This is a genomic window from Bradyrhizobium cajani (assembly GCF_009759665.1).
Lineage (GTDB): Bacteria > Pseudomonadota > Alphaproteobacteria > Rhizobiales > Xanthobacteraceae > Bradyrhizobium > Bradyrhizobium cajani.
In genome coordinates this window covers 356,042-380,369 of record NZ_WQNE01000001.1, presented here as the reverse complement: position 1 = coordinate 380,369, position 24,328 = coordinate 356,042, and the positions used below count along the sequence as shown (strand labels likewise).

General features: G+C 65.9%; 22 protein-coding genes. 10 read left to right on the top strand and 12 right to left on the bottom strand.

From position 1 onward, the window contains the following. Positions 1–12: 12 nt before the first annotated feature. From GPL20_RS01755 to GPL20_RS01740, 4 genes are all read right to left on the bottom strand, one after another. Complete coding sequence (locus GPL20_RS01755; protein ID WP_246249985.1) at positions 13–2,172, bottom strand: ATP-binding protein; 2,160 nt, start codon at positions 2,170–2,172, stop codon at positions 13–15. 143 nt (positions 2,173–2,315) lie between these two features. After that, positions 2,316–2,732, bottom strand: a complete 417-nt coding sequence (locus GPL20_RS01750) for a thioesterase family protein (RefSeq protein ID WP_157327085.1) — start codon at positions 2,730–2,732, stop codon at positions 2,316–2,318. After that, the gene (locus GPL20_RS01745; protein ID WP_157327084.1) at positions 2,719–5,859 is read right to left on the bottom strand and encodes an efflux RND transporter permease subunit; all 3,141 of its coding nucleotides are present in this window, start codon (positions 5,857–5,859) and stop codon (positions 2,719–2,721) included. The genes GPL20_RS01750 and GPL20_RS01745 overlap by 14 nt, the downstream gene beginning before the upstream one ends. Next, positions 5,856–7,028 carry an efflux RND transporter periplasmic adaptor subunit gene (locus GPL20_RS01740; RefSeq protein ID WP_254125028.1) on the bottom strand — a complete coding sequence of 391 codons (1,173 nt, stop codon included), beginning with the start codon at positions 7,026–7,028 and terminating at the stop codon, positions 5,856–5,858. Before GPL20_RS01740 ends, GPL20_RS01745 begins: the two co-directional genes overlap by 4 nt. Before the next feature lie 24 nt (positions 7,029–7,052). On the opposite strand from GPL20_RS01740, the gene GPL20_RS01735 reads away from it, so the two are divergent. After that, positions 7,053–7,604, top strand: a complete 552-nt coding sequence (locus GPL20_RS01735; RefSeq protein ID WP_246250043.1) for a hypothetical protein — start codon at positions 7,053–7,055, stop codon at positions 7,602–7,604. Between the two features lie 110 nt (positions 7,605–7,714). On the opposite strand, the gene GPL20_RS01730 is transcribed toward GPL20_RS01735, so the two are convergent. Further along, positions 7,715–8,056 carry a hypothetical protein gene (locus GPL20_RS01730; protein WP_157327083.1) on the bottom strand — a complete coding sequence of 114 codons (342 nt, stop codon included), beginning with the start codon at positions 8,054–8,056 and terminating at the stop codon, positions 7,715–7,717. Between the two features lie 182 nt (positions 8,057–8,238). Between GPL20_RS01730 and GPL20_RS01725 the strand changes: the two genes are divergently transcribed. The 9 genes from GPL20_RS01725 to GPL20_RS01685 all read left to right on the top strand — a co-directional run bounded on the left by GPL20_RS01725 (position 8,239) and on the right by GPL20_RS01685 (position 16,242). Next, entirely contained in the window at positions 8,239–9,024 is a 786-nt protein-coding gene (locus GPL20_RS01725; RefSeq protein ID WP_157327081.1) for an alpha/beta hydrolase, read from the top strand. Positions 9,025–9,196: 172 nt separating this feature from the next. Further along, a complete protein-coding gene (gene mdcA, locus GPL20_RS01720; protein ID WP_157327445.1) occupies positions 9,197–10,843 on the top strand; it encodes a malonate decarboxylase subunit alpha in 1,647 nt (548 codons plus the stop codon). 9 nt (positions 10,844–10,852) lie between these two features. Next, positions 10,853–11,170, top strand: coding sequence for a malonate decarboxylase acyl carrier protein (mdcC, locus tag GPL20_RS01715; RefSeq protein WP_157327079.1), 318 nt, complete (start codon positions 10,853–10,855; stop codon positions 11,168–11,170). Then, positions 11,167–12,105 carry a biotin-independent malonate decarboxylase subunit beta gene (locus tag GPL20_RS01710; RefSeq protein ID WP_157327077.1) on the top strand — a complete coding sequence of 313 codons (939 nt, stop codon included), beginning with the start codon at positions 11,167–11,169 and terminating at the stop codon, positions 12,103–12,105. Before mdcC ends, GPL20_RS01710 begins: the two co-directional genes overlap by 4 nt. After that, the gene (gene mdcE / locus GPL20_RS01705; RefSeq protein WP_254125027.1) at positions 12,092–12,814 is read left to right on the top strand and encodes a biotin-independent malonate decarboxylase subunit gamma; all 723 of its coding nucleotides are present in this window, start codon (positions 12,092–12,094) and stop codon (positions 12,812–12,814) included. The genes GPL20_RS01710 and mdcE overlap by 14 nt, the downstream gene beginning before the upstream one ends. Continuing rightward, positions 12,789–13,469 (top strand): malonate decarboxylase holo-[acyl-carrier-protein] synthase, encoded by a 681-nt coding sequence (mdcG, locus tag GPL20_RS01700; protein ID WP_254125025.1) that lies wholly within the window; start codon positions 12,789–12,791, stop codon positions 13,467–13,469. Before mdcE ends, mdcG begins: the two co-directional genes overlap by 26 nt. Continuing rightward, the gene (mdcB, locus tag GPL20_RS01695; protein WP_157327073.1) at positions 13,466–14,347 is read left to right on the top strand and encodes a triphosphoribosyl-dephospho-CoA synthase MdcB; all 882 of its coding nucleotides are present in this window, start codon (positions 13,466–13,468) and stop codon (positions 14,345–14,347) included. The genes mdcG and mdcB overlap by 4 nt, the downstream gene beginning before the upstream one ends. Then, positions 14,344–15,294, top strand: a complete 951-nt coding sequence (locus GPL20_RS01690) for an AEC family transporter (RefSeq protein WP_157327072.1) — start codon at positions 14,344–14,346, stop codon at positions 15,292–15,294. The genes mdcB and GPL20_RS01690 overlap by 4 nt, the downstream gene beginning before the upstream one ends. A gap of 9 nt (positions 15,295–15,303) precedes the next feature. After that, positions 15,304–16,242 carry an acyltransferase domain-containing protein gene (locus GPL20_RS01685; RefSeq protein WP_157327069.1) on the top strand — a complete coding sequence of 313 codons (939 nt, stop codon included), beginning with the start codon at positions 15,304–15,306 and terminating at the stop codon, positions 16,240–16,242. 210 nt (positions 16,243–16,452) lie between these two features. On the opposite strand, the gene GPL20_RS01680 is transcribed toward GPL20_RS01685, so the two are convergent. The 7 genes from GPL20_RS01680 to GPL20_RS01650 all read right to left on the bottom strand — a co-directional run bounded on the left by GPL20_RS01680 (position 16,453) and on the right by GPL20_RS01650 (position 24,249). Continuing rightward, positions 16,453–17,466 (bottom strand): helix-turn-helix domain-containing protein, encoded by a 1,014-nt coding sequence (locus GPL20_RS01680; protein WP_157327067.1) that lies wholly within the window; start codon positions 17,464–17,466, stop codon positions 16,453–16,455. A 254-nt stretch (positions 17,467–17,720) separates the two neighbouring features. Beyond that, entirely contained in the window at positions 17,721–18,995 is a 1,275-nt protein-coding gene (locus tag GPL20_RS01675) for an HlyD family secretion protein (RefSeq protein ID WP_157327064.1), read from the bottom strand. A 10-nt stretch (positions 18,996–19,005) separates the two neighbouring features. Beyond that, entirely contained in the window at positions 19,006–19,209 is a 204-nt protein-coding gene (locus tag GPL20_RS01670) for a DUF1656 domain-containing protein (RefSeq protein ID WP_157327062.1), read from the bottom strand. Positions 19,210–19,213: 4 nt separating this feature from the next. Beyond that, positions 19,214–21,088 (bottom strand): FUSC family protein, encoded by a 1,875-nt coding sequence (locus tag GPL20_RS01665; protein WP_157327060.1) that lies wholly within the window; start codon positions 21,086–21,088, stop codon positions 19,214–19,216. 144 nt (positions 21,089–21,232) lie between these two features. Next, positions 21,233–21,613 (bottom strand): response regulator transcription factor, encoded by a 381-nt coding sequence (locus GPL20_RS01660; protein WP_157327058.1) that lies wholly within the window; start codon positions 21,611–21,613, stop codon positions 21,233–21,235. 99 nt (positions 21,614–21,712) lie between these two features. Beyond that, positions 21,713–22,375 (bottom strand): response regulator transcription factor, encoded by a 663-nt coding sequence (locus GPL20_RS01655; RefSeq protein WP_157327056.1) that lies wholly within the window; start codon positions 22,373–22,375, stop codon positions 21,713–21,715. After that, on the bottom strand, positions 22,372–24,249 hold the full coding sequence (locus GPL20_RS01650) for a PAS domain-containing sensor histidine kinase (protein WP_246249982.1): 1,878 nt from the start codon (positions 24,247–24,249) through the stop codon (positions 22,372–22,374). Before GPL20_RS01650 ends, GPL20_RS01655 begins: the two co-directional genes overlap by 4 nt. Positions 24,250–24,328 lie beyond the last annotated feature (79 nt).

Sequence of the window (24,328 nt, the reverse complement as noted above, 5' to 3'; positions counted from 1 at the left end):
CGAAGATCGCGATCACGCATCGGCGCGGAAAGTTGACTGCGCCGCCGGCGTCGAGATCGGCAATGTAAACCAGAAGCGGGCGCCGCCCTCGGCGCCGATGCCCTCGGCGTCGATCCGACCCCCATGGGCTTCGACGATCGAGCGGCAGATCGGCAGCCCCATGCCCATGCCGCTGTCCTTGGTCGTGAAAAAGCTCTCGAACAGGCGGCCCACATGTTCGGCGGCGATGCCGGGACCGGTGTCCTCCACCGAGCAGCACAGCGTCGCCGGGTCCCGGGTGGCCGTCGTGATGATGATCCTGCGATCCTCGCGTCCGGCCTGCGTCATCGCCTGCACGGCGTTGATGGCCAGGTTGACGATCACCTGCTGCAGCTGGGTGCGGTCGGCACGCACGAGCGGTGCTTCCGCCTCGGGACGGTGCAGGATCGTCACACGGCGGGATTCCATCTCGTGCCGGAGGAAGAGAAGCGCCTCGCGAATGACGTCGTCGAGCGACAGGAGGGCGGGCTCCGGCGCCTTGCGCGAAGCCATGCCGTGAACACGCGCCACGATGTTCGCTGCCCGTCTGGTATCGGTCACCATGTTTTCGATTGCGCTGCGGACCTCCGCCATGTCGGGGACCGGCCTGTTCAGCCACCGCAACCCGGCAGCGCCGTTGGTCGCGATGGCCGCCAGAGGCTGGTTGACTTCGTGCGCGATGGACGCGGTGAGCTCGCCGAGCATCGAGACGCGTGCGGCATGCGCAAACTCGGTCTGCACCTGCCGAAGTCTCTCCTGGGCACGGAGGCGTTGCGAGATGTCGATCGTTCCGACCAGGCTGATCTCGAGATCGTTGACCGGACCGACACGGGCCGTCGTGAAGAGGACGTCGACGATGCGGTCGTCCCACGTGACCATCCTGGTCTCCTCCTCGAAGTTCGTTTCTCCCCGGAAGCGGGACTCCATTGCCCGCCGGAAGGTGTCCGGACGTTCTTTCCAGGTCTCGGCCAAAGGGCGCCCGTGATAGCCCTCGGCGCCTCCTCCGAACATCTGAATGGCCCGTTCGTTGGCTTCCTGAATCGAGAGCGCGTCCATGCATGTCCTCAGGAAATCGGGATGACTTTCGAAATAGCCGTGGAGATCCGTGACACCTTCGGCACGGAGTCTTCGGAACAGCACTACCAGCGCGCTCGCGTCGAGTTGCAGAAGTGCGATCGGCATGCGGCTGAACAGGTGGCGATAACGCTGCTCGCTCCGCTCCAGTTCAGCGTGGGCCTTCTTCTGGTCGGTGATGTCCATCACCGCGCCGATGAACTCGAACTGCCCCCGGTGGTCCGTGATCCCGTGGGCGACCACGCGAATGTGTCTGATCGAGCCGTCGCTCAGCACCAGTCGATGTTCCTGGGCAATGCCCTTCCTGTCGTGCACGGCGCGCTCGATCGCTTCACGGACGAAGTTCAGATCGTCGGGATGCGTGCGCTTCAGGACGATGTCGAGTGACGGGGGCAACGCCGGATCGAGATCGAAGATCCTGTATGTCTCGTCGGACCAGAACAGCTCCCCGCTCGCGATGTTCCAGCCGAAGCTGCCGGTGCGGCTGAGCTTCTGGGCCTCGGCGAGATAGGCGGCTTGACGTTGCCGCAATGCGTCCTCGCGCCCAAGCCGATGCAGCAGGCGCACGATCACGAGCGACGTGACGAGAAAAGCGACCAGGGCTCCGACGTCCTGGAGCTCACTCACCGCAAAGGCATGGACAGGCTCGACGAACAGGTAGACCAGCCAGCCGATCGCGACGGTCGAGAAGATCACCGACGACACGAAGCTGCCGAGCAGAGACAGCAGGACAATGGCGACCAGAAGGGCGAAAGCGCTGGTGGCGAAGTCAAACCCGAGCAGGAAGCAGGCGATCGACAATCCGCTCAGCGCGGCGCTTCCCAGTACCCAAAGCGTGGTATGGGCGAGGACGCCGCGGCGCCCGGTCTGGCCCGGCGGCAGGCGAAGCCACCGTCGCTTGGCTCGTGGCGGCTGAGTGCCGCCCAAATGTTCGGCCGTCGCATCCGACCCCTGACGTTCGGCCGTCATGAATCGTACCGCGCCGTCGCAGATTTCCGTGCCGGCAAATCGAAGAGCGCCAAGAGATACTCGCCGAGCATGAGACCAATTCCAGGGCCAGGGACCCGGAGCATTGGACAAGGGATGCGTGGTGTACCGCGCCGCGAAAAATCGGTCTTTTGCTTTCTTGCCGGCTCTTTGTCAAAAAGCACGCTGCGGCAAGCTGGCCTGAGAGCGAATTGTCGCAGTTGCACCTCGGAGAGGGGGCGACTCGGATGTGGACGCTAGGCCATCGCTGCCGCGGGTCTCGTCACGCCGAACCGCTTCTCGAACCCGGCGACGTCGACGACGCCGCGGCGATGGGTGCCGTCGCCGATCTTGCGGTCGCCGTCCCAGGCCTCCACCTCGAACACGACGCCCCTGGCTTCGACCGCGACGATCCGGGCAGTCGCGCGCACCGTGCGGCCGACAGGCGTCGCCGCGAGGTGGCGGACATTGACCATCATTCCGACGCTGACATGTCCCGCGGGCAGGAACGGCTGGACCGCGGCGCCCGCGGCCATCTCCATGTGCAGGATCATCATCGGCGTGCCGTAGACAGCCGGCATTCCCGGCACCACATGGCCGACCGTCATCTCGGGTGTGACGATTACCAGCGTCTCCGCCGCGATGCCGACGGTCACCTTGTCAAGCGGACTCATGGCTCAATCCCGCATCTGCTTTGGTCGTGGAGGGCGACGTCTCGGCGGCGTGCGGCTTGTGCTTGCTGAACCGGTTGGCGAGCCGGTCGAGATAGAGATAGACCACGGGCGTGGTGTAGAGCGTCAGGATCTGCGAGAGCATCAGGCCGCCGACGATCGTGTAGCCGAGCGGCTGGCGCAACTCCGCGCCGGTGCCGGTGCCGAGCATCAGCGGCACGCCGCCGAGCAGGGCCGCCATCGTCGTCATCAGGATCGGGCGGAAGCGGAGCGTGCAGGCCTGGTAGATCGCCTCCTCGGGGCTGAGCCCATGCTGGCGTTCCACCTCGAGGGCGAAGTCGACCAGCATGATGCCATTCTTCTTGACGATACCGATCAGGAGAATGATGCCGATGATGGCGATGACGCTGAGATCCATGTGCACCGCCAGCAGCAGCAGGAGCGCGCCGATGCCGGCTGACGGCAGCGTCGACAGGATGGTGATCGGATGGATCAGGCTCTCATAGAGCACACCGAGAATGATGTAGATCACGATGAGAGCGGCGCCGATCAACAGCGGCGTGCCTGACAGGGAGGACTGGAAGGCCTGCGCGTTGCCCTGGAACGAGGCCGACAGCGAGGCGGGCTTGCCGGTGTCCTTCTCGATCTTCTGGATCGCAGCCACCGCGTCGCCCAGCGCAACGCCGGGCCGCAGGTTGAACGAGATGGTGACGGAGGGAAACAGGCTCTGATGGTTGATCAGGATGGGGGCAGGCTTGATGACGGCGTGGACCAGCGTGCTCAGCGGGACCTGCTGGCCGGTGGCCGAATTCAGGTAGATGTCCTTGAGCGCCTCGGGTCCGTACTGGAACCGCGGATCGACTTCCATCACGACATGGTACTGGTTCAGCGAGGTGAACATGGTGGAGACGATGCGCTGGCCGAAGGCGTCGTCGAGAGCGTTGTCGATGGTCGTGGGCAGGATGCCGAAGCTGGACGCGACTTCACGATTGACGGTGACCTCCAGCCTCGGGCCGGCATTGGCCTGGTCGCTCGCGACGTCGGTGATGAGGTCGAGCGCGCGCAGCTTCGCCAGGAAGATCGCCGACCAGTGGGTGAGCTCATTGGAATCGGCGTCCGTCAGGGTGTACTGATACTGCGTCTTCGACAGGCGTGCCCCGATGGTGATGTCCTGCGCCGCCTGCATGTAGAGCGTGATGCCCTGGATGTGAGCGAGTCGCGGCCCCAATCGCGCGATCACCTGGTCGGCGCTCACCTTGCGTTCGGGCTTCGGCTTCAGGACGATGAAGATGCGTCCCTGGTTGAGTGTCGCCGTCGGTCCTCCCGGGCCGATGTAGCTCGCCACCGACTGGATCGCCGGATCCTTCGAGAGGATGCCGACGATCGCCTGCTGGCGTTCGGACATCGCGGGGAAGGAGATGTCCTGGGCCGCCTCCGTGATGCCGACGATCTGTCCGGTATCCTGTTGCGGAAAGAAGCCTTTCGGAATGACCACGTAGAGGTAGCCGGTCAGCGCGACGGTCGAGAGCATCACGAGCAATGTCGTGAAACGATGGCGCAGCACGACGCGCAATCCTCGCGCATAGAGCGCGAGCAGGGAATCGAAACCGCGCTCGAACAGGAGGTAGAGCCGGCCATGCTTCCTTCGCGATTCATCCTTCAGGAGGCGCGCGCACATCATCGGCGTCAAGGTGAGCGAAATGATCAGCGACAGCAGCAGCGATGCGGTGATGGTGATGGCGAATTCCTGGAACAGCTTTCCGACGTAGCCGCCCATCAGGAAGAGCGGGATGAACACCGCGATCAGCGACAGGGTGATGGAGACGATCGTGAAGCCGATCTCGCTGGAGCCCTTGAGCGCGGCCTGCATCGGCGTCATGCCCTGCTCGAGATGGCGCACGATGTTCTCGATGACGACCACGGCATCGTCGACCACGAAGCCGACCGCGATCGACAGCGCCATCAGCGAGAGGTTGTCGAGGCTGTAGCCGAGCACATAGAGCACCGCGAAGGTGCCGATCAACGCCAGGGGAACCGTGATCGCCGGGATGATGGTGGCCCAGAAATTCCGCAGGAACAGGAATATGACCATCACCACCAATTCGACCGTCAGCAGCAGCGTGAACTGGACGTCGGAGACGGCGGCGCGGATGGTGGCAGTGCGATCGGCTGCGATCGTCACCTTGATCGCGGGCGGAACGGAGGCTTGCAATTGCGGCAGCAGCTTCTTGACGCGGTCGACGGTCTCGATGACGTTGGCGCCGGGAACGCGCTGGACAGCCAGGATGATGGCGGGGTCCTTGCCGTACCAGCCGGCCAGCAGGTCGTTTTCGGGCGCCTCGATCGCCGTGCCGACGTCGCGCAGCCGCACCGGCGAGCCGTTGCGATAGGCGATGATGAGGTCTTCATAGGCGGCAGGCTTCAGCAACTGGTCGTTGGTGTTCAGCGTATAGGTGACGCGCGGGCTGTTGAGCGTGCCCTTGGGCAGATCGACATTGGCGCCGGCGATCACGTTGCGGACGTCTTCAAGGCCGATGCCGCGGGCGGCAAGCGCCTGCGGATTGACGCGGATGCGGATCGCAGGCTTCTGCTGCCCGCCGATTCCGACGAGGCCCACGCCCGGAACCTGCGAGATCTTGGGTAGCAGGATGTTTTCAGCGTAGGCATCCACCGTGGTCAGCGGCAGCGAGTCCGACGTCAGCGCGATCAGCATGATCGGCGTCTCGGCAGGGTTCACCTTCCTGATCGTCGGCGGGTAGGGGATATTTGGCGGCAGAAAGGGGCTGGCCGCATTGATCGCGGCCAGCACGTCGACGGCGGCGCTGTCCACCGTGCGCGACAGCTCGAACTGCACCGTGAGCTGGGCCACGCCGAGCGCGCTGGACGAGGTGAGCTGCGTGACGCCGGGAATCTGGCTGAGCTGTTGCTCCAGCGGGGTGGCGAGCGACGAGGCGATGGTCCCCGGGTCGGCGCCGGGGAGTTGTGCCGAGATCTGGATCGTCGGGTAATTGACGTTCGGCAGCGCGCCGACCGGCAACAGCGGGTAGGCCGCAAGGCCGAGCAGCAGTAGGCCCGCCATCAGCAGAGCGGTTGCAATCGGCCGCAGGATGAAGGGGGCGGAAAGATTCATGGGATGGCGTCCTGCACGGCGCTCTGCAGGTCGGCTTCACGCGCGGCCTTGCCGTGCAGCTCATGAACGCGGCTGCCTTCGGTCAGCCGATACTGGCCGTCGATCACGACGACGTCGCCGGATTTCAGTCCCTGGTCGATCAGGGCCTGGCCGTCGCTGATCTGCGCGACGTGAACGGGGCGCAGGACGACCGTCTGGTCGCCGGACACGACATAGACATAGCTGCCGTTCGGGCCCTGCTGCACCGCCGAGCCTGCAACCGTCAGCGCATCCTTCCGCGTCTCCAGCAGCAGGCGCGCGTTCACCAATTGGCCCGGCCACAGCCGGTGCTCGTGATTTGGGAATTCCGCCTTGAGCTGGACGGTGCCGGTCGTCCCCGCGATCTCGTTGTTGACCAGCAGCAGCCTGCCCTCGTCCAGCTTCATCTTGTTGTCCTGGCTGTAGGCGATGACCTTCAGCGCTCCCTTTGCTGCATACTGCTGGATCATCGGCAGGTCGGTCTGCGGCAGGGTAAACAGCAGCGAGATCGGCTCGATCTGGGTGACGACGACGAGACCATTGGGATCGGTCGGATGAATCACGTTGCCGACGTCGATCTGGCGGACGCCGGTGATGCCGGGGATGGCCGAGGTCAGGCGCGTGTAGCTGAGCTGGACGTTGGCCTGGTCGATCTGCGCCTGGTCCGCCTTCACGGCCGCCTTGAGCTGCGCCACCTGCGCGGTCTGCGTCTCGATCAATTGCGGCGTCGCATAGCCCTTGTCGCCGAGCTGATTGTAGCGGGTCAGATTGGCCTCGGCGTTCGCGAGCTGCGCCTGGTCTCTGTCGCGATTGGCCGTCAGCTGCTCGATCTGGGCCTCATAGGGACGCGGATCGATCTGGGCGAGCAGATCGCCGGCCTTGACGGCTTGTCCCTCGGTGAATGCGATCTTGACGATCTGGCCCTGGATCTGGCTGCGCACCACGTCGGTGTTGTAGGCGATCACCGTGCCGATGCCGCTCAGATAGATCGGAACGTCCTTGCCCGTGACGGTGGCGGCGACCACCGGCACGGCTGCGGGCACGGGCGCGGCTACGACGACCGGCTTGCGGTCGGTACCGAAGATCCAGAAGCCCGTCGCGGCAAGGACCGCGGCGACGGCGATGAGCGCGATGGCGAGGTGTCGTTTCACGATGCTGATCCTCGATGTCAGGGATTGCCGGAGCTGCCCACGGAGGTCGTGCCGTCCGAGGGGACAGGACTCGGCACCGGCACGGACGGGCTGATTCCGGCGCCGCCGAGCTCGGTGGCTCCCAGCGGAATCCCGACGCGTCCAGCCGTCGATGTAGAGGGCAGGGGAGACGGAGCCATCGTGCTGGCGGAGCAGGCGGTCGATGAGCCGCCGGAAAGTCCGCCGCCGTCGAATAATGCGCCCGGCGACGCCGGATTTCCGGAGCCAGTACAATTCATCATGCCTTGCGCTGGATTGAGCGGCGAAGTGCCCGGCGTTGCGATCTCGGTCGATCCCAATGGGATGCCCACGGGCCGTGTCGATTGCGGGTTGAGCGGCGACGTCGCGAGCATGCCGGTCGGGGGTTGCGTTCCCGGCATCGTCGTTTGCGCGATTGCCGCGGCCGAGGCGAACCAAAGCATGCTGGTTGCGAGCGCCGCGCCTCGATACATCAGGACGAGCCGGTGCGATGCCGATCTCGTGGTGCTGGTCTCGTTCGGCGAGTGCTGGTCCCGCATGAAGATTGCTCCGGGCTGAATGCCATCGAACCTTAGAAAGGTGCGCGAGCGCGGGTATTTCCAGAACGCACGTCCCGCTCCCGGGCTGCACGAAGACAACAGGCATTCGCACCAGACGGGCCGCCTGCGCTATCTCAGAATGGCCCGCGCGTGGGCGAGTTCCCGGCTGCACGCGGCGATGTCACCGATGTGATCGGCGGCGCGAGCACGATCAAGCGCATCGAGCGCAGCCGTGAAATCCATGCCGTCGCCACTCTCGGCCTCGGCAAGGGAGCGGGGCGTCGGTTGATGATTGCGCAGCGCGTTGAGGCTCTCCGGCTTCCAGCCGTGCGAGCCGGCGTCGTTTTCGATGGCCCGATCCAGTTGCACCTGAGTGTGAGCGATCTCTTGCGCGCAGGTGCCCGCATGGGCCGGCGATGCCGCGCACAGCAGGATGAGAAGGGCGATCCGGCATTTTGCGGTGGACGTCATTGGTTCGATCCTGTGCAGTCGAGATGCGCGCTTAGCTAGGTCGTGCGCCGGGGATGCGCGAGTAGCCGTTGTCGCGATCAACGTTTCCCGGCGTGCGAAGTGGCAAGGACAGTTGTTTGAGGAAATACGCGTGACGGGCCTCGACCTAGTGTCGCGCCATTCCAACCCGGAGTGATCCCGACATGAAACCTCGCCACGCCTGCCTCGCCTTCGCTGCCGCTGTTTCGCTATTCGCGACCGTCGACACGGCGCGTGCGGAGCCCTTGAAGAACATCGTGCTGGTCCACGGCGCCTGGGTGGACGCATCCGGCTGGAAGCCGGTCTACGAGATCCTGGTCAAGGAAGGTTTCCGCGTCACCATGGTCCAGGAGCCGGAGACGTCGTTCGCCGATGACGTCACGGCGGCGAAGCGGATCCTCGATCTCCAGGATGGCCCGACGCTGCTCGTCGGCCACAGCTATGGCGGCTCGATCATCACGGAAGCAGGTGTTCATCCCAGCGTCGTCGGCCTCGTCTACGTCGCCGCGCACGCGCCCGACGTCGGCGAGGACGAGTCCGCGCTCGGCAAGAAGACGCCGAGCGTGCTTGGAAAGACCGAAGGCGTCATCAAGGTCACGCCCGACAAGTTCACCTATCTCGATCCGGTGCAATTCCCCAAACTGTTCGCGCCCGATCTGCCGCGCGAGCGGGCCGAATTCGTCGCACGGTCCCAGGTCCCGGCCGCGGCGCAGGTGTTCAGCACGCCGCTGACGGCGGCGGCGTGGAAGACCAAGCCGAGCTGGGGCATCGTTGCCGGCGGCGACCAGATCATCAATCCCGATCTCGAGCGCTGGTACTATGAGCGCGCCAAGAGCCACACCACCGTGATTCCGGGTGCAAGTCACTCGGTCTACGAATCGCATCCGAAGGAAGTGGCGGCCGTCATCACCCGCGCCGCACGCAGCATCGATCAACCGGCCACCCGCTGACGACGCATTTTGCCGGTCCTGACGCACGGCCGGCCGAAGGAAGGACGGCGGGAGAGACAGCACTCCCGCCGGCCCGACTGCCACACCCGAGAGTTCCATGAACCTGATCGAGACGACCGGCAGCCATCACGGGCTGGAGCGCGACGATGAGGCGCGCCGAGGAGCCAAGGCCATGACGAGCTGGCAGAACAACCGCGGTGCGCGCGATGCCCGCATCGCCGCAGGGGCGGGACTTGCCCATGGCAAGGTCGTGCAAGCGCGCGATGCCACGCGCCTGCTCGAGGCCGTGATACGGCCGGGCGACCGGGTCTGTCTGGAAGGAGACAATCAGAAGCAGGCCGATCTGCTCAGCCGCGCGCTGCTGGCGGTCGATCTCTCCAGGGTGAACGATCTGCACATGGTGCAGTCGGGCGTCGTTCTCCCCGAACATCTGGATCTGTTCGACCGCGGGGTCGCCAAGAAGCTGGACTACGCCTATTCGGGGCCGCAATCGGCCCGCATCGCGCGCATGCTGTTCGGCGGCAAGATCGAGCTCGGCGCGGTTCACACCTATCTCGAATTGTTCGCCCGCTACTTCATCGACCTGACGCCCCACGTCGCACTCATCGCTGCCGTCAGCGCCGACCGCGACGGAAACCTCTACACCGGTCCGAACACCGAGGACACGCCGACCGTGGTGGAGGCGACGGCGTTCAAGGACGGCGTCGTGATCGCGCAGGTCAACGAGATCGTCGAGCAGGTTCCGCGGGTCGACATCCCGGCGGACCGGGTTCATTTCATCGTCAAGTCCGACAAGCCGTTCTTCGTCGAGCCGCTGTTCACGCGCGATCCGGCCGCGATCACCGAGGGGCAGATCCTGACCGCGATGCTCGCGATCAAGGGCATCTATGCACATTACGGCGTGCAGCGGCTCAATCATGGCATCGGCTTCAGCACGGCCGCGATCGAGCTCCTGCTGCCGACCTTCGCCGAGCGGCTCGGGCTGAAGGGCAGGATCGCAACGCATTTCGCATTGAACCCGCATCCCGCGCTGATTCCCGCGATCGAGTCCGGCTGGGTCCGGCAAATTCACTCGTTCGGTTCGGAGGTCGGCATGGACGACTACATCCGCGCCAGATCCGACGTCTATTTCACGGGCCCCGACGGCTCGTTGCGTTCCAACCGCGCCTTCTGCCAGACCGCCGGGCTCTATGCCTGCGACATGTTCATCGGCTCGACGCTCCAGATCGATCTGGCGGGAAACTCCTCGACCGTCACCACCTCGCGCATCGCCGGCTTCGGCGGCGCACCGAACATGGGGGCGGATGCCCGCGGGCGGCGTCATCCGAGCGAGCCCTGGCTGAAGGCTGGCGCCGAGGCAGATCCCGACAGTCCGGCGGCGCTGCGCCGCGGCCGCAAGCTGGTGGTCCAGATCGGAGAGACCTTCGGCGACAAGAACGTGCCGCTGTTCGTCGAGAGGCTCGACGCGATCGAGCTCGCGGAGAAGCTGAAGCTCGAGCTCGCGCCGGTGATGATCTACGGCGACGACGTCACGCACATCGTCACCGAGGAAGGCGTGGCGAACCTGCTGTTGTGCCGCACCGCGCAGGAGCGCGAGCAGGCGATCCGCGGCGTAGCCGGCTACACCGACGTCGGCCGCCGGCGGGATCGCGCCATGGTCGCGCAGCTGCGCGAACGCGGCGTGATCCGGCGGCCCGAGGATCTCGGCATCAATCCGCTCGATGCCGATCGAAGCCTGCTGGCGGCGCGTTCGATCAAGGATCTCGTGCGCTGGTCCGGCGGGCTCTACGCGCCGCCGTCGAAATTCAGGAACTGGTGAGGACGGGCCATGGAAGATCTCAACTTTCAACATCAGGTTCGCGCGCGCGCGAGCGGCACCAGACGGAGCGCGGTCGTCGGCGTGGTCGCCTCGGGCAATCTGGAGGTGCTGGTGGAGCGCGCGTTGCCGGATGCGCAATGCGTCGTCGACATCAGGACCGCGGCGATGGGCTTCGGCGAGATCTGGAGCGCCGTGATCGGTGATTTCGTCGAGCGCTATTCGCCCGGCGGGCTGAAGTTCTCCATCAATGATGGCGGCGCGCGTCCCGACACGGTTTCGCTTCGGCTGGCGCAGGCGGTCCGGTTGATCGCGGAGGACGGCCAATGACCGCCTCGCTCGACGACGTCGCCCGTGCCCAGCGGGCCCGCCGCACCAGCTTCAACGAGGCATCGGCACGCACCCGGCTGGAGCTGATGCTCGATGCCGGCAGTCTCGTCGAGTTCATCGGGCCGGAGCAGCGCGAGGTCAGTCCGCATCTGAGGATCTTCGACCTGCCCGAGCAGTTCGATGACGGTATCGTCGTTGGTCACGCCCGCCTGGAAGGCTCGCCGGTATTCGTCGCCGCGCAGGAGGGGCGCTTCATGGGCGGCGCCTTCGGCGAGGTGCACGGCGCCAAGCTCACGGGGCTGCTCCGCGCGGCGCGCGAGATCGGCTCGATCCCCGTCCTGATCTTGTTCGACACCGGCGGCGTCCGGTTGCAGGAAGCCAATGCGGGCGAGCTCGCCATCGCCGAGATCATGCGCGCGGTGATGGAAGCGCGCACCGCCGGCGCGAAGGTGATCGGCCTGATTGGCGGGCGGTCCGGCTGCTATGGCGGCGGCGGCCTGATCGCGGGCTGTTGCTCGGCGCTCGCGGTGTCGGAGCCGGGGCGTATCGCGGTATCAGGGCCCGAGGTGATCGAGACCAATCGTGGTGTCGAGGAGTTCGACTCCCGCGATCGCGCGCTGGTCTGGCGCACGATGGGCGGCAAGCACCGGCGTCTGCTCGGTGCCGCCGACGTTTTCGCCGACGATACTGTGCAGGATTTTCGCGAGGCCGCGCTCGAGCTGATCGGCCTGGTCGGTGCTTTCGGCCCGGACCGGCTCAAGGCGGAGCACGAGCGTCTGGCCGGCAGGTTGCGCCGTTTCGGCACCTGCAAGGACGCCGTCGACATCTGGACCGCCGAGGGCGTTGCGGATGCGGAGACGGTGCCGGACTTGCCGGCCGACCGGTTCATTGCGCTTGCCGACAGGATCGGGAGGACCAGCCGTGACGCTCGATGAGATTCTCGTCTCCCTGTTTCCCGATGGCCATGAGGTCAGAAAGGATGATGGCGTTGTGGCCGGAACGGCGACGCTGCGGTCCGGCGGCAGGATGCTCGTCATTGGCGTTGCGGACCGGACGGCGCTGGGCGTCAACGAGGCCATCAGACTGTCCGAACATGTCCTGGAGTCGATCGACCGCGGAAGCGGGCCGATCCTGGTGCTGGTGGACAGCGACAGCCAGCGCATGAGCAAGCGAGACGAGCTGCTCGGGCTCAATGAATTCCTCGCGCATCTGGCGAAGGTGCTGATCCATGCGGACATGAACGGCCGCCCGACCATCGGCCTTCTCTACGGCCACTCGGCGGCCGGGGCCCTGCTCGCGACCGGTCTTGCGACCCGCGTGCTGGTCGGATTGCCCGGCGCCGAGCCCGCGGTGATGGACCTGCCGTCGATGGCGAGGGTCACCAAGCTGTCGATGGAGGCCCTCGAGGAGAAGGCGAAATCGACGCCGGTCTTTGCCCCAGGCCTGTCCAACCTCGAGCAGATGGGCGCCGTTCACATGATCTGGAACGATGCCGCTCCGCTCGCCAGCCAGTTGGAGGCGCTGCTCGCCGACATGCCGGCCGCGCACGATCGGCGGGATGCGCTCGGCAAGCAGCGTGGCGGCCGGCCGAAGGCCGCCGATATCTCGGAGCGCGTTCGTGACCTCGCTTTGCAAGTCCGGTGAGCGGCCGGCCGGCCGGCACGACCTCGTCTTTGTTAGCCCGCAAGGCTGGCGCGCCATGTTCGCGGCGCACGGCGATCTCGCGGCGGATCCTTGGGTCGCGTGCTGGCCCGTGATGGGATGGCCGACGATCAGGCGGCGCGCACTGCCATGCGAGACCCCCGGCCTCGCGCTGGGCCTGCCGTTGCCGCCCTCTGCCGGCAAGAAGCGGCTCTCTTTCCTCACCGACATCGACCACATCGCCTCGGTTGTGAGACCGCCCTCGCTACAGGTGGCGCGCATCTCCGCGCCGCAGAGCTGGTGGCCGACGCTCGATCGGCTCGACCGGCTCGCGCTTCGCCATTCGGTGGACCTGCGCGTGTTCGGCAGCCTCGCATGGCAGTCGTTGACCGGGCTCGATTACCTGACCGCCCGTTCCGACCTCGACATCCTGCTCGAGTTCGGTCGCGAAACCGATCTGGATCGTCTGGCGGCGGACGTGGCGGCGATCGAGGCCGAAGCGCCGATGCGGCTCGATGGCGAGTTGATGCGCGTCGATGGTGCGGCGGTGAACTGGCGCGAATTCCACGGCGGCGCGCGCGAGCTTCTGGTCAAGACCATCGGCAACGCAGCCCTGCTGGACAGAGATCGTTTCGTTTCGGGAGCGTCGGGAACATGATCACCTCGGCCGCACGAGGCATCGAACCCTTCGTTCCGCGCCGGGCGCAAATCGCGTCCGACGTTGGCGCCATCGGCGATCTCGCCGCCGATTGTCTCGTCATGGAGCTGGAGACCTGGCCGAAGCCGGGCCTCGTCAGTCACGTCGACAATGGCAGTCACGACGACATGGACGCCGGCACGTTTCGCCGCAGCGCTGCGGCGATCAAGCCTTATTTTCAACATCTCGCTGATGCGGGGGCGCTTGGTTGCGGCCTGGGGCGGCTGCGGATCATTGGGCTCGAGGCCGAACGGGCGATGCTTGTGGCGACCTCGGGCGTCAACACCCATCGCGGGGCGATCTTCGGGCTCGGCCTGTTATGCGCCGCGGCCGGTGCGAGGGCCGGCGGATGGATCGATCCGGCGCTGTCGCTCGGCGACGTCGTGGCGCGGCTCTGGGGCGCGAGCATCCTCGACGGTCCGGTGTTGCTGCACAGCCATGGCAGCGCTGCTCGCCGCCGCTTTCATGCGGGCGGAGCCCGTCTCGAAGCGGCGAGAGGATTCCCCAGCGTCTACCGCACCGGCTTGCCCGCCCTGCGGGGAGCAGCGACCGCCGTCCCCGGGGATGCCGAGGCGGCTCGGGTCGAAACCTGCTTCGCGCTGATCGCAGCCGTCGAAGACACCAATCTGCTGCATCGCGGCGGGCTCGATGGCCTTTGCTTTGCGCGTCGTGAGGCGCGTCGTTTCATCGAAGCCGGCGGCGTGCGGGCGACCGGATGGCGTGCACGGGCGCAATCGATCCATGAGAGCTTTGTCGCCCGCCGTCTCAGCCCGGGCGGTTCGGCCGATCTGCTTGCCATGACGCTCTTCGTCGCTGCCCGACAGGCGCCGGGCCGATGATGTCCCATGTCATCCTGATGGCACTGGTGCCGGTGTTCTTTGTCCTGTTACTGGGATACGCCGCCGGCAAGTTCCACATCGTCGATAGTCTTCATGTCGATGCGCTCAATGCGCTCGTGATGGATTTTGCGGTGCCGGCCGCCCTGTTTGCGGCGACCGCTTCCGCCTCGCGCCGTGAGATGATCGAACAGGTCCCGCTCTTCATGGTGCTCGGCGTAACGATGCTGCTGCTCTATGCTGCCTGGTATTTCGCCGCGCGCAGTTTCTCCCGGGTCTCCCGGCCCGAGGCATCGTTGCAGGCGCTGACGATCGGCTTTCCGAATCTCGCTGGCGTGGGTCTTCCGCTCCTGACGTCCGTCGTTGGACCGGCTGGCACCGTTCCGGTCGCCGTCGCATTGGCGACGGGCTCGATCCTCATCAGTCCGCTCACCCTGATCATGGCGGAGATGGGCGCCGCCGAGGGGCGTGGCGACGAAATGACGGCGCGGCAGGTCCTGACGGCAGTCGGGCGTGCGATCACGAAACCCGTGGTGCTCGCGCCTGCGCTCGGCATTCTGTTCTCGTTGTCGGATCTGAGCCTCGATGCGCTTGCTCATGCGAGCCTCGCGCTGATCGGGAGTTCGGCGGCGGGCGTCGCCCTGTTTCTCACCGGTGCCATTCTGTCGGCGCAATCGTTCCGGCTGGATTGGAGGATCGCCGGCGCAACGGTGGCCTCGAACATCGTCCGGCCGCTGCTGGCCGTCGCGGTCGTTCACGTCATCCCGATCGCGCCGGACACCGCGAAGATAGCCATTCTGATCGGCGCCGTGCCTTCAGGCTTTTTCGGCATCTTGTTTGCGGTCAATTACCGGCTGGATTCTGCAACGGCGGGATCGATGGTCATCGCGAGCACGGGGGTCAGCATCGCGACCATGGCGATTGCGATCGCCTTGCTCTTTCCCAATTAGGCCGCGACGATGACGCTCGCGATCCTGTGCGCGGGACAAGGCGGGCAGCATCGGGACATGTTCGCCCTCACCGGTGATGCACCGGAGGCTGCACACCTGTTTGCAGGGGCCAAGGCATTGCTGGGCGGCAGGGATCCCCGCGATTTCGTGCGTAGCGAAACCGACGGGGCTCTGCATCGCAACCGATCCGGCCAGATCTTATGCACCTTGCAGGCGCTGGCCGCAGCGGCCGCGCTCGATGACGCCGTTCCGTCTGCTGCCGTCATTGCCGGCTATAGCGTCGGCGAGGTCGCGGCCTGGGGCGTAGGAGGTCTCCTGGAAGCGGCCGTCACGCTCGACATCGTGGCGCGCCGGGCGGAAGCCATGGATGCCGACGCGCACCCCGGCGACGGCTTGATCTTCGTACGCGGCCTTTCACGTGGCGACGTCGGCCGCCTTTGCGAACGCCATGGCGCGGCGATCGCCATCGTCAATCCGGGCGATGCCTTTGTGCTCGGCGGTGGCCGGGAGGCATTGAGCGCGGTCGCCGCCGACGCAAGGGCGATGCGCGCAAGGATCGTCGATCTGCCGGTTGAGGTCGCCTCCCACACCCAACGGCTCGCCGGGGCATCGACCGTGTTTCGTGAAGTCTTGCGGTCGGCGTCGGTGGCGTTCCCGCCGGTGACAGGCGCGCGCATCCTGAGCGGCATCGATGGCGCCCCTGTCGTCTCCGCCGAGGTTGGGCTCGACAAGCTCGCCGCACAGATCTCGCAAACGGTGCAATGGGCCAATTGCTTGCAAGGCTGCCTCGAAGCCGGCGCGACGGCGTTTCTCGAACTCGGGCCGGGGCATGCGCTGAGCCGGATGGTTGCGGGCATCTGGCCCGATCTTCCGGCGCGCTCGCTGGATGATTTCAGGAGCCTTCAGGGCGTGCGGGCCTGGCTTGCACGGCACCTTGGCGACCAGTGAAATACAAATATCAAATATGAAGGCTGGCCCTTCCGCGCTCGAACGGCCGATGCCCTCGTTCGTTCGCAATGCTGCCGAAAAAAAGGGGCCGTCCTTTGGGGCAAAGGACGGCCCTAATGCTCGTATGCCTGGGAGGAGAGGCTCGAGCCGTGACTTGGGGGTCTCAGTCACTAACATCCGTATCATCGGCGATCTGCCTGGCGGAGTATTTCACATAGGCAGGCTGTTTCTCGTTTCGCATGATTCACGAAGGTCCGCCGGCAGGACGCCCGCGGGCCGGGTCGAGGCGAGCGCGTTCCGGCTGGCACATCGCCAGCGTGCCGGTGTGTCGCCCGTAATCCGTTTGAAGACGGTCGAGAAATGCGCCTGCGTGCAAAAGCCGACCGCGAGTGCCACTTCGGCCAGGGATGTCTCGGAGTTCGCCAGCAGCGTTTTCGCGTGCTCGATGCGCTGGTGCAGCAGGTACTCGCGGGGCCGGTATCCGGTCGCGGCGCGGAATTGCGCTGCGAAGTGCATCCGCGACAATCCTGCGACGTCGGCGAGGTCCGACAGGCAGATGCAGTGGTCGAAATGCGTCCTGACATATTCTTCGACGCGGCGCAGGCGCCATTTCGGCAGGGCGTTGACCTTCGCGCGCGGCAGTTCGCGACGAGCGACATGCATCGCCAGAGTCCGGGCGATACAGCGGGCGAATTCCTGATCCGCCAAATGGTCGTGCTCGGTCAGCGCCTTTGCGAGCTGCTCGGCGAACGGGTCGCGCAGCACAACGAGATCGTTCAGGCCTTCGGGCGTGAGCGGCTCGGTTCCAGGGTGCGGAGATGGAAGGCAATTGACCGAGACGTGGAAGTGCAGGAAATCGCACGGCGCATGAAACTGTGCGCAGAGCGGCTTCGACGGTGCGCCGACATAGAGCGTGCCAGCCGGCATGATGCCGTCGAAGATGGTCTGGTTGCCTCTGGTCAGCTTGAGACGGGTCGTCTTCAGGGCGACGGAGAAGAAGTAACGGTCGGGAGGCGTCGTCGCTTCCTCGTACCCGACGGCCGTTTGCGCACAGGTCCAGCGCGAGATCGTGATGTCCTCGGGCGCAAGGCCCGCGCGTGGCTCGGGTTGGCGCCATTTTCGTTCGTGGGGAAATGCGCGCGCCCGCTGAGGGAAACAATCCGGTTCGCGGGGGCTGGGTTGATAGGTCAACCAGGCGCCGGCCGCTTGCATATCGGTGAGCATCGTTCGTCCCATCTCTCGGATTCCGCTGCCGCCGTGACGGCCGCCGAAAACCATTGGTTCATGCTCGAACGATATGCCCGGTCCTGTCATAAGGCTCGTTAGGGTTGCTTAAAGCGTGTTAGATTTTGCGAAGACGATGGGTGCGGTCGGATGTCGCAACAAGCGTAAATTGGCTCAATGGATGAAAGGCTTGGCCGTGAGTCCCGGTGTTAGGGCACGACGCGGGCTGGATCAGGAGCGCGATGCGGCGCTCCTCATTCTGGCCGGGAGGCCTGGCCGGATTCAGGAACGCGCGGCGAGGCATCGATGCCGGGGCTGAGGCCAGGCGCAATCTCTTCCGCGGTCGGAATTGCAGGCACCCGCGCGTAGGGAAGGGCTTCCACCTCGGGGCGCTGCTGGGATGCAGGCTGAAGACAGTTCACGCGCGGCGGAAGGCCTGCACCGAACACTTCGGAGATTGGCTCCACGAAGGTCGTACGGAACCGGTGAGACCAGGTTGGGCGATCGTCCGCTTCCGGCTGCCGGATCGTCACCGTTGCTGTCATGCCGGAGACAAGGGGCACGTCCGGCGGCACCGTGTCGATGGCGACGCGAACCGGTACGCGCTGCGCAAGCCGCACCCAGGTGTAGATGGGATCGACGTTGGGCAAGCCTTGCGTGCCCGCCGCTGCGTTCGACACGCTGACACCACGGGTCACGCTCTTCACATGTCCCAGAACCGGCTTCGCGTAGCCGATGAGCTGCGCCTCGACGCGATCGCCGATGCAGACACGGGCCATCTTGGTCTCCTCGAAATAGCCGTCGATCCAGAAGCTGTTGGAATCGATGATGGAGACGTTGCTGACGCCGACAACGGCATAGTCGCCGACGCGCAGCAGGAGGTTCGTGACGTAGCCATCGACGGGGCTGAGTACGCTGGTGCGCTTCAGGTTCAATTCCGCCTGCGCAAGCTGGTGCGCGGCTGCTGCATAGGCGGCCTTTGCCTGCATGGCGTTGCCGGCGAAGATCTGCTGCTCCTCGGGTGTCGTTGCCAGATTGGACAGATGCTGGCGCCGGTCGAACTCGGCTTGCTTCACCACCAGATCCGCCGCGCGCTGATCGACGAGCGCCTTGCCGATGCGGACGGCGACGTCGAAGTCGAAGGGATCGATGACGTAAAGCACGTCACCCCTGTGGACGAACTGATTGTCCGCGACCCGCAGCTCCACGATCTTGCCCGCAATCTGCGGCGCGACGTTGGCGACCTGCACGCGCACGCTGCCGTTCCGCGTCCAGGGCGCGGTGACATAATGCTGCCAGGTCGCAACCGATATCAGGATGGCGATCAGCGCGATGGCGAGCGTGGCAAGATGCTTGCCGGCGCCGGCCATGAACCGCGCGACGGTCGTGCGCCGCGACGTCGCCGATGGCATCGCCTGCCAGGAGGCTTTATCGCCATCCGCTGTGCTATCGCGGGTATCGCGCGCCACGGTCTCTGCCATGCCGGAGCGCTCCACGGCGTCGGCATCTCGGGGCACGCTGGCGTCCATGATTGTCTCCCTAGAAGAACAGCGCGAGCAGGCCGAACATCGACACGTAGAGGCAGAGCTCGGCCAGCGACGGGTTGCTGAAGAACCTCGTGAATCCGACCAGACGCAGCACCGGGCGGAGCAACAGGAATGCGAGCAGCGCCGTTGCCGCATAGGACACGATGGGGGCAACCAGCACGCCGCCTAGGACGAGCTCACGATAGGTGTTCGTCATGATGTCATCCCTGGGCTGGAGTTTGAGACGGCGCGAATGCGATGCCTGCCGGAACGAGCGCGGCAAGGACCGGATCGGCTGCTGCGTGGGCTTGCGCGGCTGTCCGGCGCAGAGCCTCCGCGGCAGCCAGGATTGCGCGCCCATCCCGCCGGGCAAGTGCCGCGCGCGCCTCATGTGCCGCCGCGGCGAGCGGGCCCTCTGCCAGGCGGTCCAGTTCGGCACAGCATCGTCGCAGCACCACCGCCTGGTCGAAGCAGCGCATGGCTTCGACGATGACCTGAGGGGAGGCCGTCGTGCCGCCATTCGCCGTCAAGATCTGCTCGATCCGCGCGGCTTCGCGAAACGCGGCTTCCTCCGGCGCAAGATGCCGCGCTCGGGGATGGCTCAGCTCACGACGGGCCTCGTCCAGCAGCAGCCGGATCCGCCGGTCGCCGGACAGGGATGGCAGCAGGAGCTGCGCCGCAAACACCAGAACCGAAGAAAGCTGGGCAAAGAGACACGTTACCAGAAACACTTCCGGGTCGTAGCTCTGCGGATTGCTCGGTGCCAGGACGGCAAGCGTGAACACGAGGGTGAGCCGGCCGAGCGGCGACAGCGCGCGGCTCGGCAGCGAGATCAGGAGCGCCGTGCCGATCACGACGGGTGCGAGGCCAATCGCCAGCAGTTGAAACTCGGATACGCCGTTGAAGACGAGATATTTCAGGATGCCTGCAAGCAGGCATGCGATCGGCATGGCGAGAACCGCCAGCTTGGTGAAGGCGCGTGGATCCGGAGCCGTCGCACTCAAACCGATGATCACTGCGGCGAGCGCAAGGCAGAGCTCGGTGGTCGGCCATCCCGCCATCACGAAGATGATTGCGATGAGGGTGAAGTGGATTGCGGCCCTGACGGCACCTTCGGCTGCAATGCGACGGGATCGGTACAGCGACGCACGCCATTGCCGCAGGGGATGGGTTCCGGCCCGCAGCGCTGCGAGGCTGTCGCGCACGTCGGCATTCCTGCGCATGATCTCGCTGCGCAGCTGGGCCCGGCATATCGTCATCAGGCTGGATCCGCCGTCCTCTGCATCATGCCCTGCCGTCGCGGATGCGGCCGGCACGGCGGCAAGCGCGCGGGCGAGCGAGAGCTCGCCGACGAGGTCCACCATCGCCGAACGCGCGGCTGCGGTTCGCGCCGCGCCGATGCTCGATTCCGTGGTGAGGCTTGCGATTTCCGGATGCAGCGCCGCGATATCGCGCAGCATGTCCGCGGCAGAGGTCGTGGATGAAGCCTCGCCGCGGAGGGCGGCTTGCGCGAACTCGGTGACGCGGCGATGCAGTGCTTCGAGCCGGCTCGCCAGAACCGGGTGATAGTCCGGCGCGGCCAGCACCTCGTTGACCAGCGCCACCGCAAGGACGCCGATCCCGATCGCCGCGCCCCGTGCGACGCCGGTCGGGAACACCTGGAGCGGGCTGTCGATCTGCTCAATGGCAATCAGGGCGACGGTGATGCAGCAGAGCGCCGCCGCATAGGCGCGATTGCCGTCCAGCATGCCTGCCACATAGACGCAGAGCCCAATCCAGATGCCGAACACAGCGAGGAGCAGACCGCCTGTCTGCGAGAACATGCCGGCGATCGCGATCGATGCCGCCACGCCGAGCGCAGTCGCGAACAGCCGGTAACCGGCCTTTTCCATACCCTGGCCGCGCGTGGGCAGCGCCAGCACCGCTACGGTGAGGGCCGCCGACGACGGAGATTCGAGCTCGAGCCAGAAGCTCACATAGAGTGCGAGGAGCATCGCCAGCCACACGCGCAGCGCGAAGACCCAGGAACTCACCGGAAACCCGGCGAACACCACTGCACGGCTTCCGTCAGCAGTATTGGTGGTGCTCCCCGGCATCGTGATTCATCCGTTCCCGGCAAAGGCAATCAGCCCGCCGCTGTCGCGAAATCGGATGCGAATATGAGATTTGCGGTGACCGCCGGTATTTCCGGTCCACCAACCCGCTTGCGGGAATGCACGCCGTGCTCGGCCGGGGCCGCTTTAGTGCGACGCGTGGCCTGCCAACGCCTCTTCGAGGCAGCGGATGATCTCGTCGCCGCTGGAGGGCTTGCCGAGGTAGCAATGGGCGCCCGCCGCCATCACGCGCTGGCGCACGGTGTCGCTGGGAAACGCGGTCATGAAGATGATCGGGAAGCGGCGGCCGGAGGCGACCAGCCGTGCCTGCAATTCATCGCCGGTGATGATCGGCATCTGGACGTCGGCGATCATGCAGGCCGGATCGTCTTGCGGCGGTTCCTGCAAAAAGTCGACGCCGGACTTGTAGGCATGGGCCTCATAGCCGAGTGAACGCACGAGGCTCGCGAGCGACGCGCGAACGCCTTCGTCGTCGTCCACGATTGCAATCACCGGGGTCTTGGCCATTGACACTCCTGACCGCCGTGTTCCGCAAGGAGGAAATCTCCCGCCACACGCGGCCGATGGCGTCTTATGCACCTCGGGGCAGTCCCACCGGAATTATACTCAGGTTTGGTCCGTAGTCTTCCGGTTTTGGGAAATCCCGAGCGCCTCGGCCTTGCGGACGAGGTCGGCCAGCGAGCGGACGCCCATTTTCCGCATCACGTTCCCGCGGTGGATCTTGACCGTGATCTCGCTGAGGCCGATCAGGCCTGCGACCTGCTTGTTCATCAGGCCGGCGGTGACATGGCCCATCACCTCGCGCTCGCGCGCCGTCAAGGTCTCGTATTGGGCGCGGATGTCGTCCTTCGTGGCGGCTTCGGCACGGCGCTGCGCATCACGCTCGAGCGCTGCCGTCACGGCATCGAGCATGTCCTGGTCGCGGAACGGCTTGGAGAGGAAGTCGACGGCGCCGGCCTTCATGGCGCGCACTGACATCGGAATGTCGCCGTGGCCGGTCATGAAGATGATCGGAAAGCCGATGCCCTGGCGGGTCAGCTGCCCCTGCAGATCGAGCCCGCTCACGCCCGGAAGCCGCACGTCCAGCACGATACAGCCGGGGCCATCGGGCAGCGAGCCGCCGAGCAACTCGGCCGGCGAGGCGAACAGGCGCGTCTCGAGGCCGACGGATCGAAACAGGCTGTCGAGCGAGGCGCGGATGCCTGCATCGTCATCGACGATGATGACGACTGCATGAGGCTGCGGATGCGCTTGGTCCGGTCGTGTCATGGCGGGGTGTGTTCTTGGCTGTATGGCAGTGTCAATCGGAATGTCGCTCCCGCGCCGGGGGTGCTCTCTGCCGACAACTGGCCGCCGTGAGCTTCCACGGTGGTTCGGCAGATCGCAAGTCCCATGCCCATCCCGCCGTCCTTCGTCGTGAAGAACGGATCGAACAGGCGCGGCAAATCGTCGGGCATGATGCCGGGGCCGCTATCCTGCACCGTGATGGCGAGCCTCTCGCCGTCGACGGCGCCGGCGCGCAGTGTGATGGTGCGGGCGCCGGGTTGGTCCGACATGGCCTGGCCGGCATTGATCAGCAGATTGACGAGGACCTGCTGAAGCTGGACGCGATCGCCCCGAACTGGCCGCAAGCCAGGCTCCGCCTCGATTGTGAGGACGACGTCGTCCCTTGCGAGCTCGTGCGCGACCAGCGAGGCTGCTTCCTCGATGATCTCGCCGATCTGAAGTACGGCCTGCTGAGCCGGTGTCTTCTTCAGGAACGCCCGGATGCGGGTCACGATCTCGCTGGCGCGGCGGCCTTCGGAGACGACGTGGGTGATCGTGGCAGCAACCTCGTTCAGGTCGGGCACATCGCGGCGCAGCCACCGCAAGCCGGCCTGGCCGCTGGTGACGATGGCCGCCAGGGGTTGATTGACTTCATGGGCGATGGATGCGGAGAGTTCGCCGAGCGTCGCGACGCGCGCCGCGTGAGCGAGTTCCGCCTGCGCCGCGAGCAAGGCGTCCTGCGCCTGCTGGCGCTCGGTGATGTCGACGACGAAAGCGAGCACGTTGCGGTCGCCTTGCGGCGCTGCCGGGAACGTGATCGTGAACAGCACGGGAACCCTGCTTCCGTCCAACCTGGCGAGCTCGGTCTCCCCTTCGTAGAACGGCTCGCCCTGCGCAAATGCCACCAACGCGCCCAGGAAACTGATGTCGTTCTCGCCGAGAAGCCTGTCCACATTCTCGATGAACGCCGAAGGGCCGTTCGCCCCAACCATCTTTTGCAGGGCCGGATTGACGTCGGTGATCTTCGCGAGCCGGCGAGCCTGCCGGACGAAATCCGGGTTTCGCGCGAGATGGTCGCGCAGACCGGCTTCGCCGGTGTCCAGCGATTTTAGCGCGGTCCGGAGCCCGCTCCAGTCTTCCTCGACCACGCCGATCCGGCTGGCATCGAACATCCGGCGGTATCGCTGCTCGCTCTGCACCAGCGCGGTATGCGCCGCCACGCGGTCGGTGACGTCGGTGTGGGTTTCGAGCACCCCGATCGGCTTGCCGAGATGGTTTTGCTGGAGCGCCCATCGGGCATCCACGGTGAGCGCGACTCCGGCTTTCGTCCGCTGCTCCACTCTGCCTTCCCATCGGCCGGTTTCGAGCAGGGTTGCCTCGATGGTCTCGCGCCGGTCGGGATATCTCGTTTGCAGGAGATCGTCGGCGAGCCGGCCGATGGCGTCCTCGGCCGGCCAGCCATAGGCCTGTTCAGCGGCCTTGTTCCAGAACGTGATGACACCGCCGCGGTCCCTGACGAAGATCATGTCGTGCGACAGGTTGAGCAGGCGCGCCTGCGCCGCGAGGCGGCTCGTCGCCGCGTAGTTCTGCAGCGCCAGCAGGGTCGCGATTCCAATGGCTGCAAGGCTCACCACCGCGCGAACGGCGGGTGAGGCGATGGCTTCCAGATCGTGCGACAACAGATAGGCGGAGACCGTCAGGAGCGCGCAGCCGGTCGCCGCGACGATGATGTCGTTGCGCCGGTTCGTCCTCGCCGCGAGCAGGATCGCAACGACGTAGAGCACCGCGACCGCGCCCTCGAGCGGCGTCAGCACGTCTACCAGGAAAACCGCGACGGCAAGGACGGCGGACCAGAACCGCAAGCCGGCGCGGCTCATGGATGAACCCGTGGCCCGATCATGAGCAGTCATCGTCGCTGGTGGTCGCTCCCATCATTCCGTCTCCGTTGATGCCGCG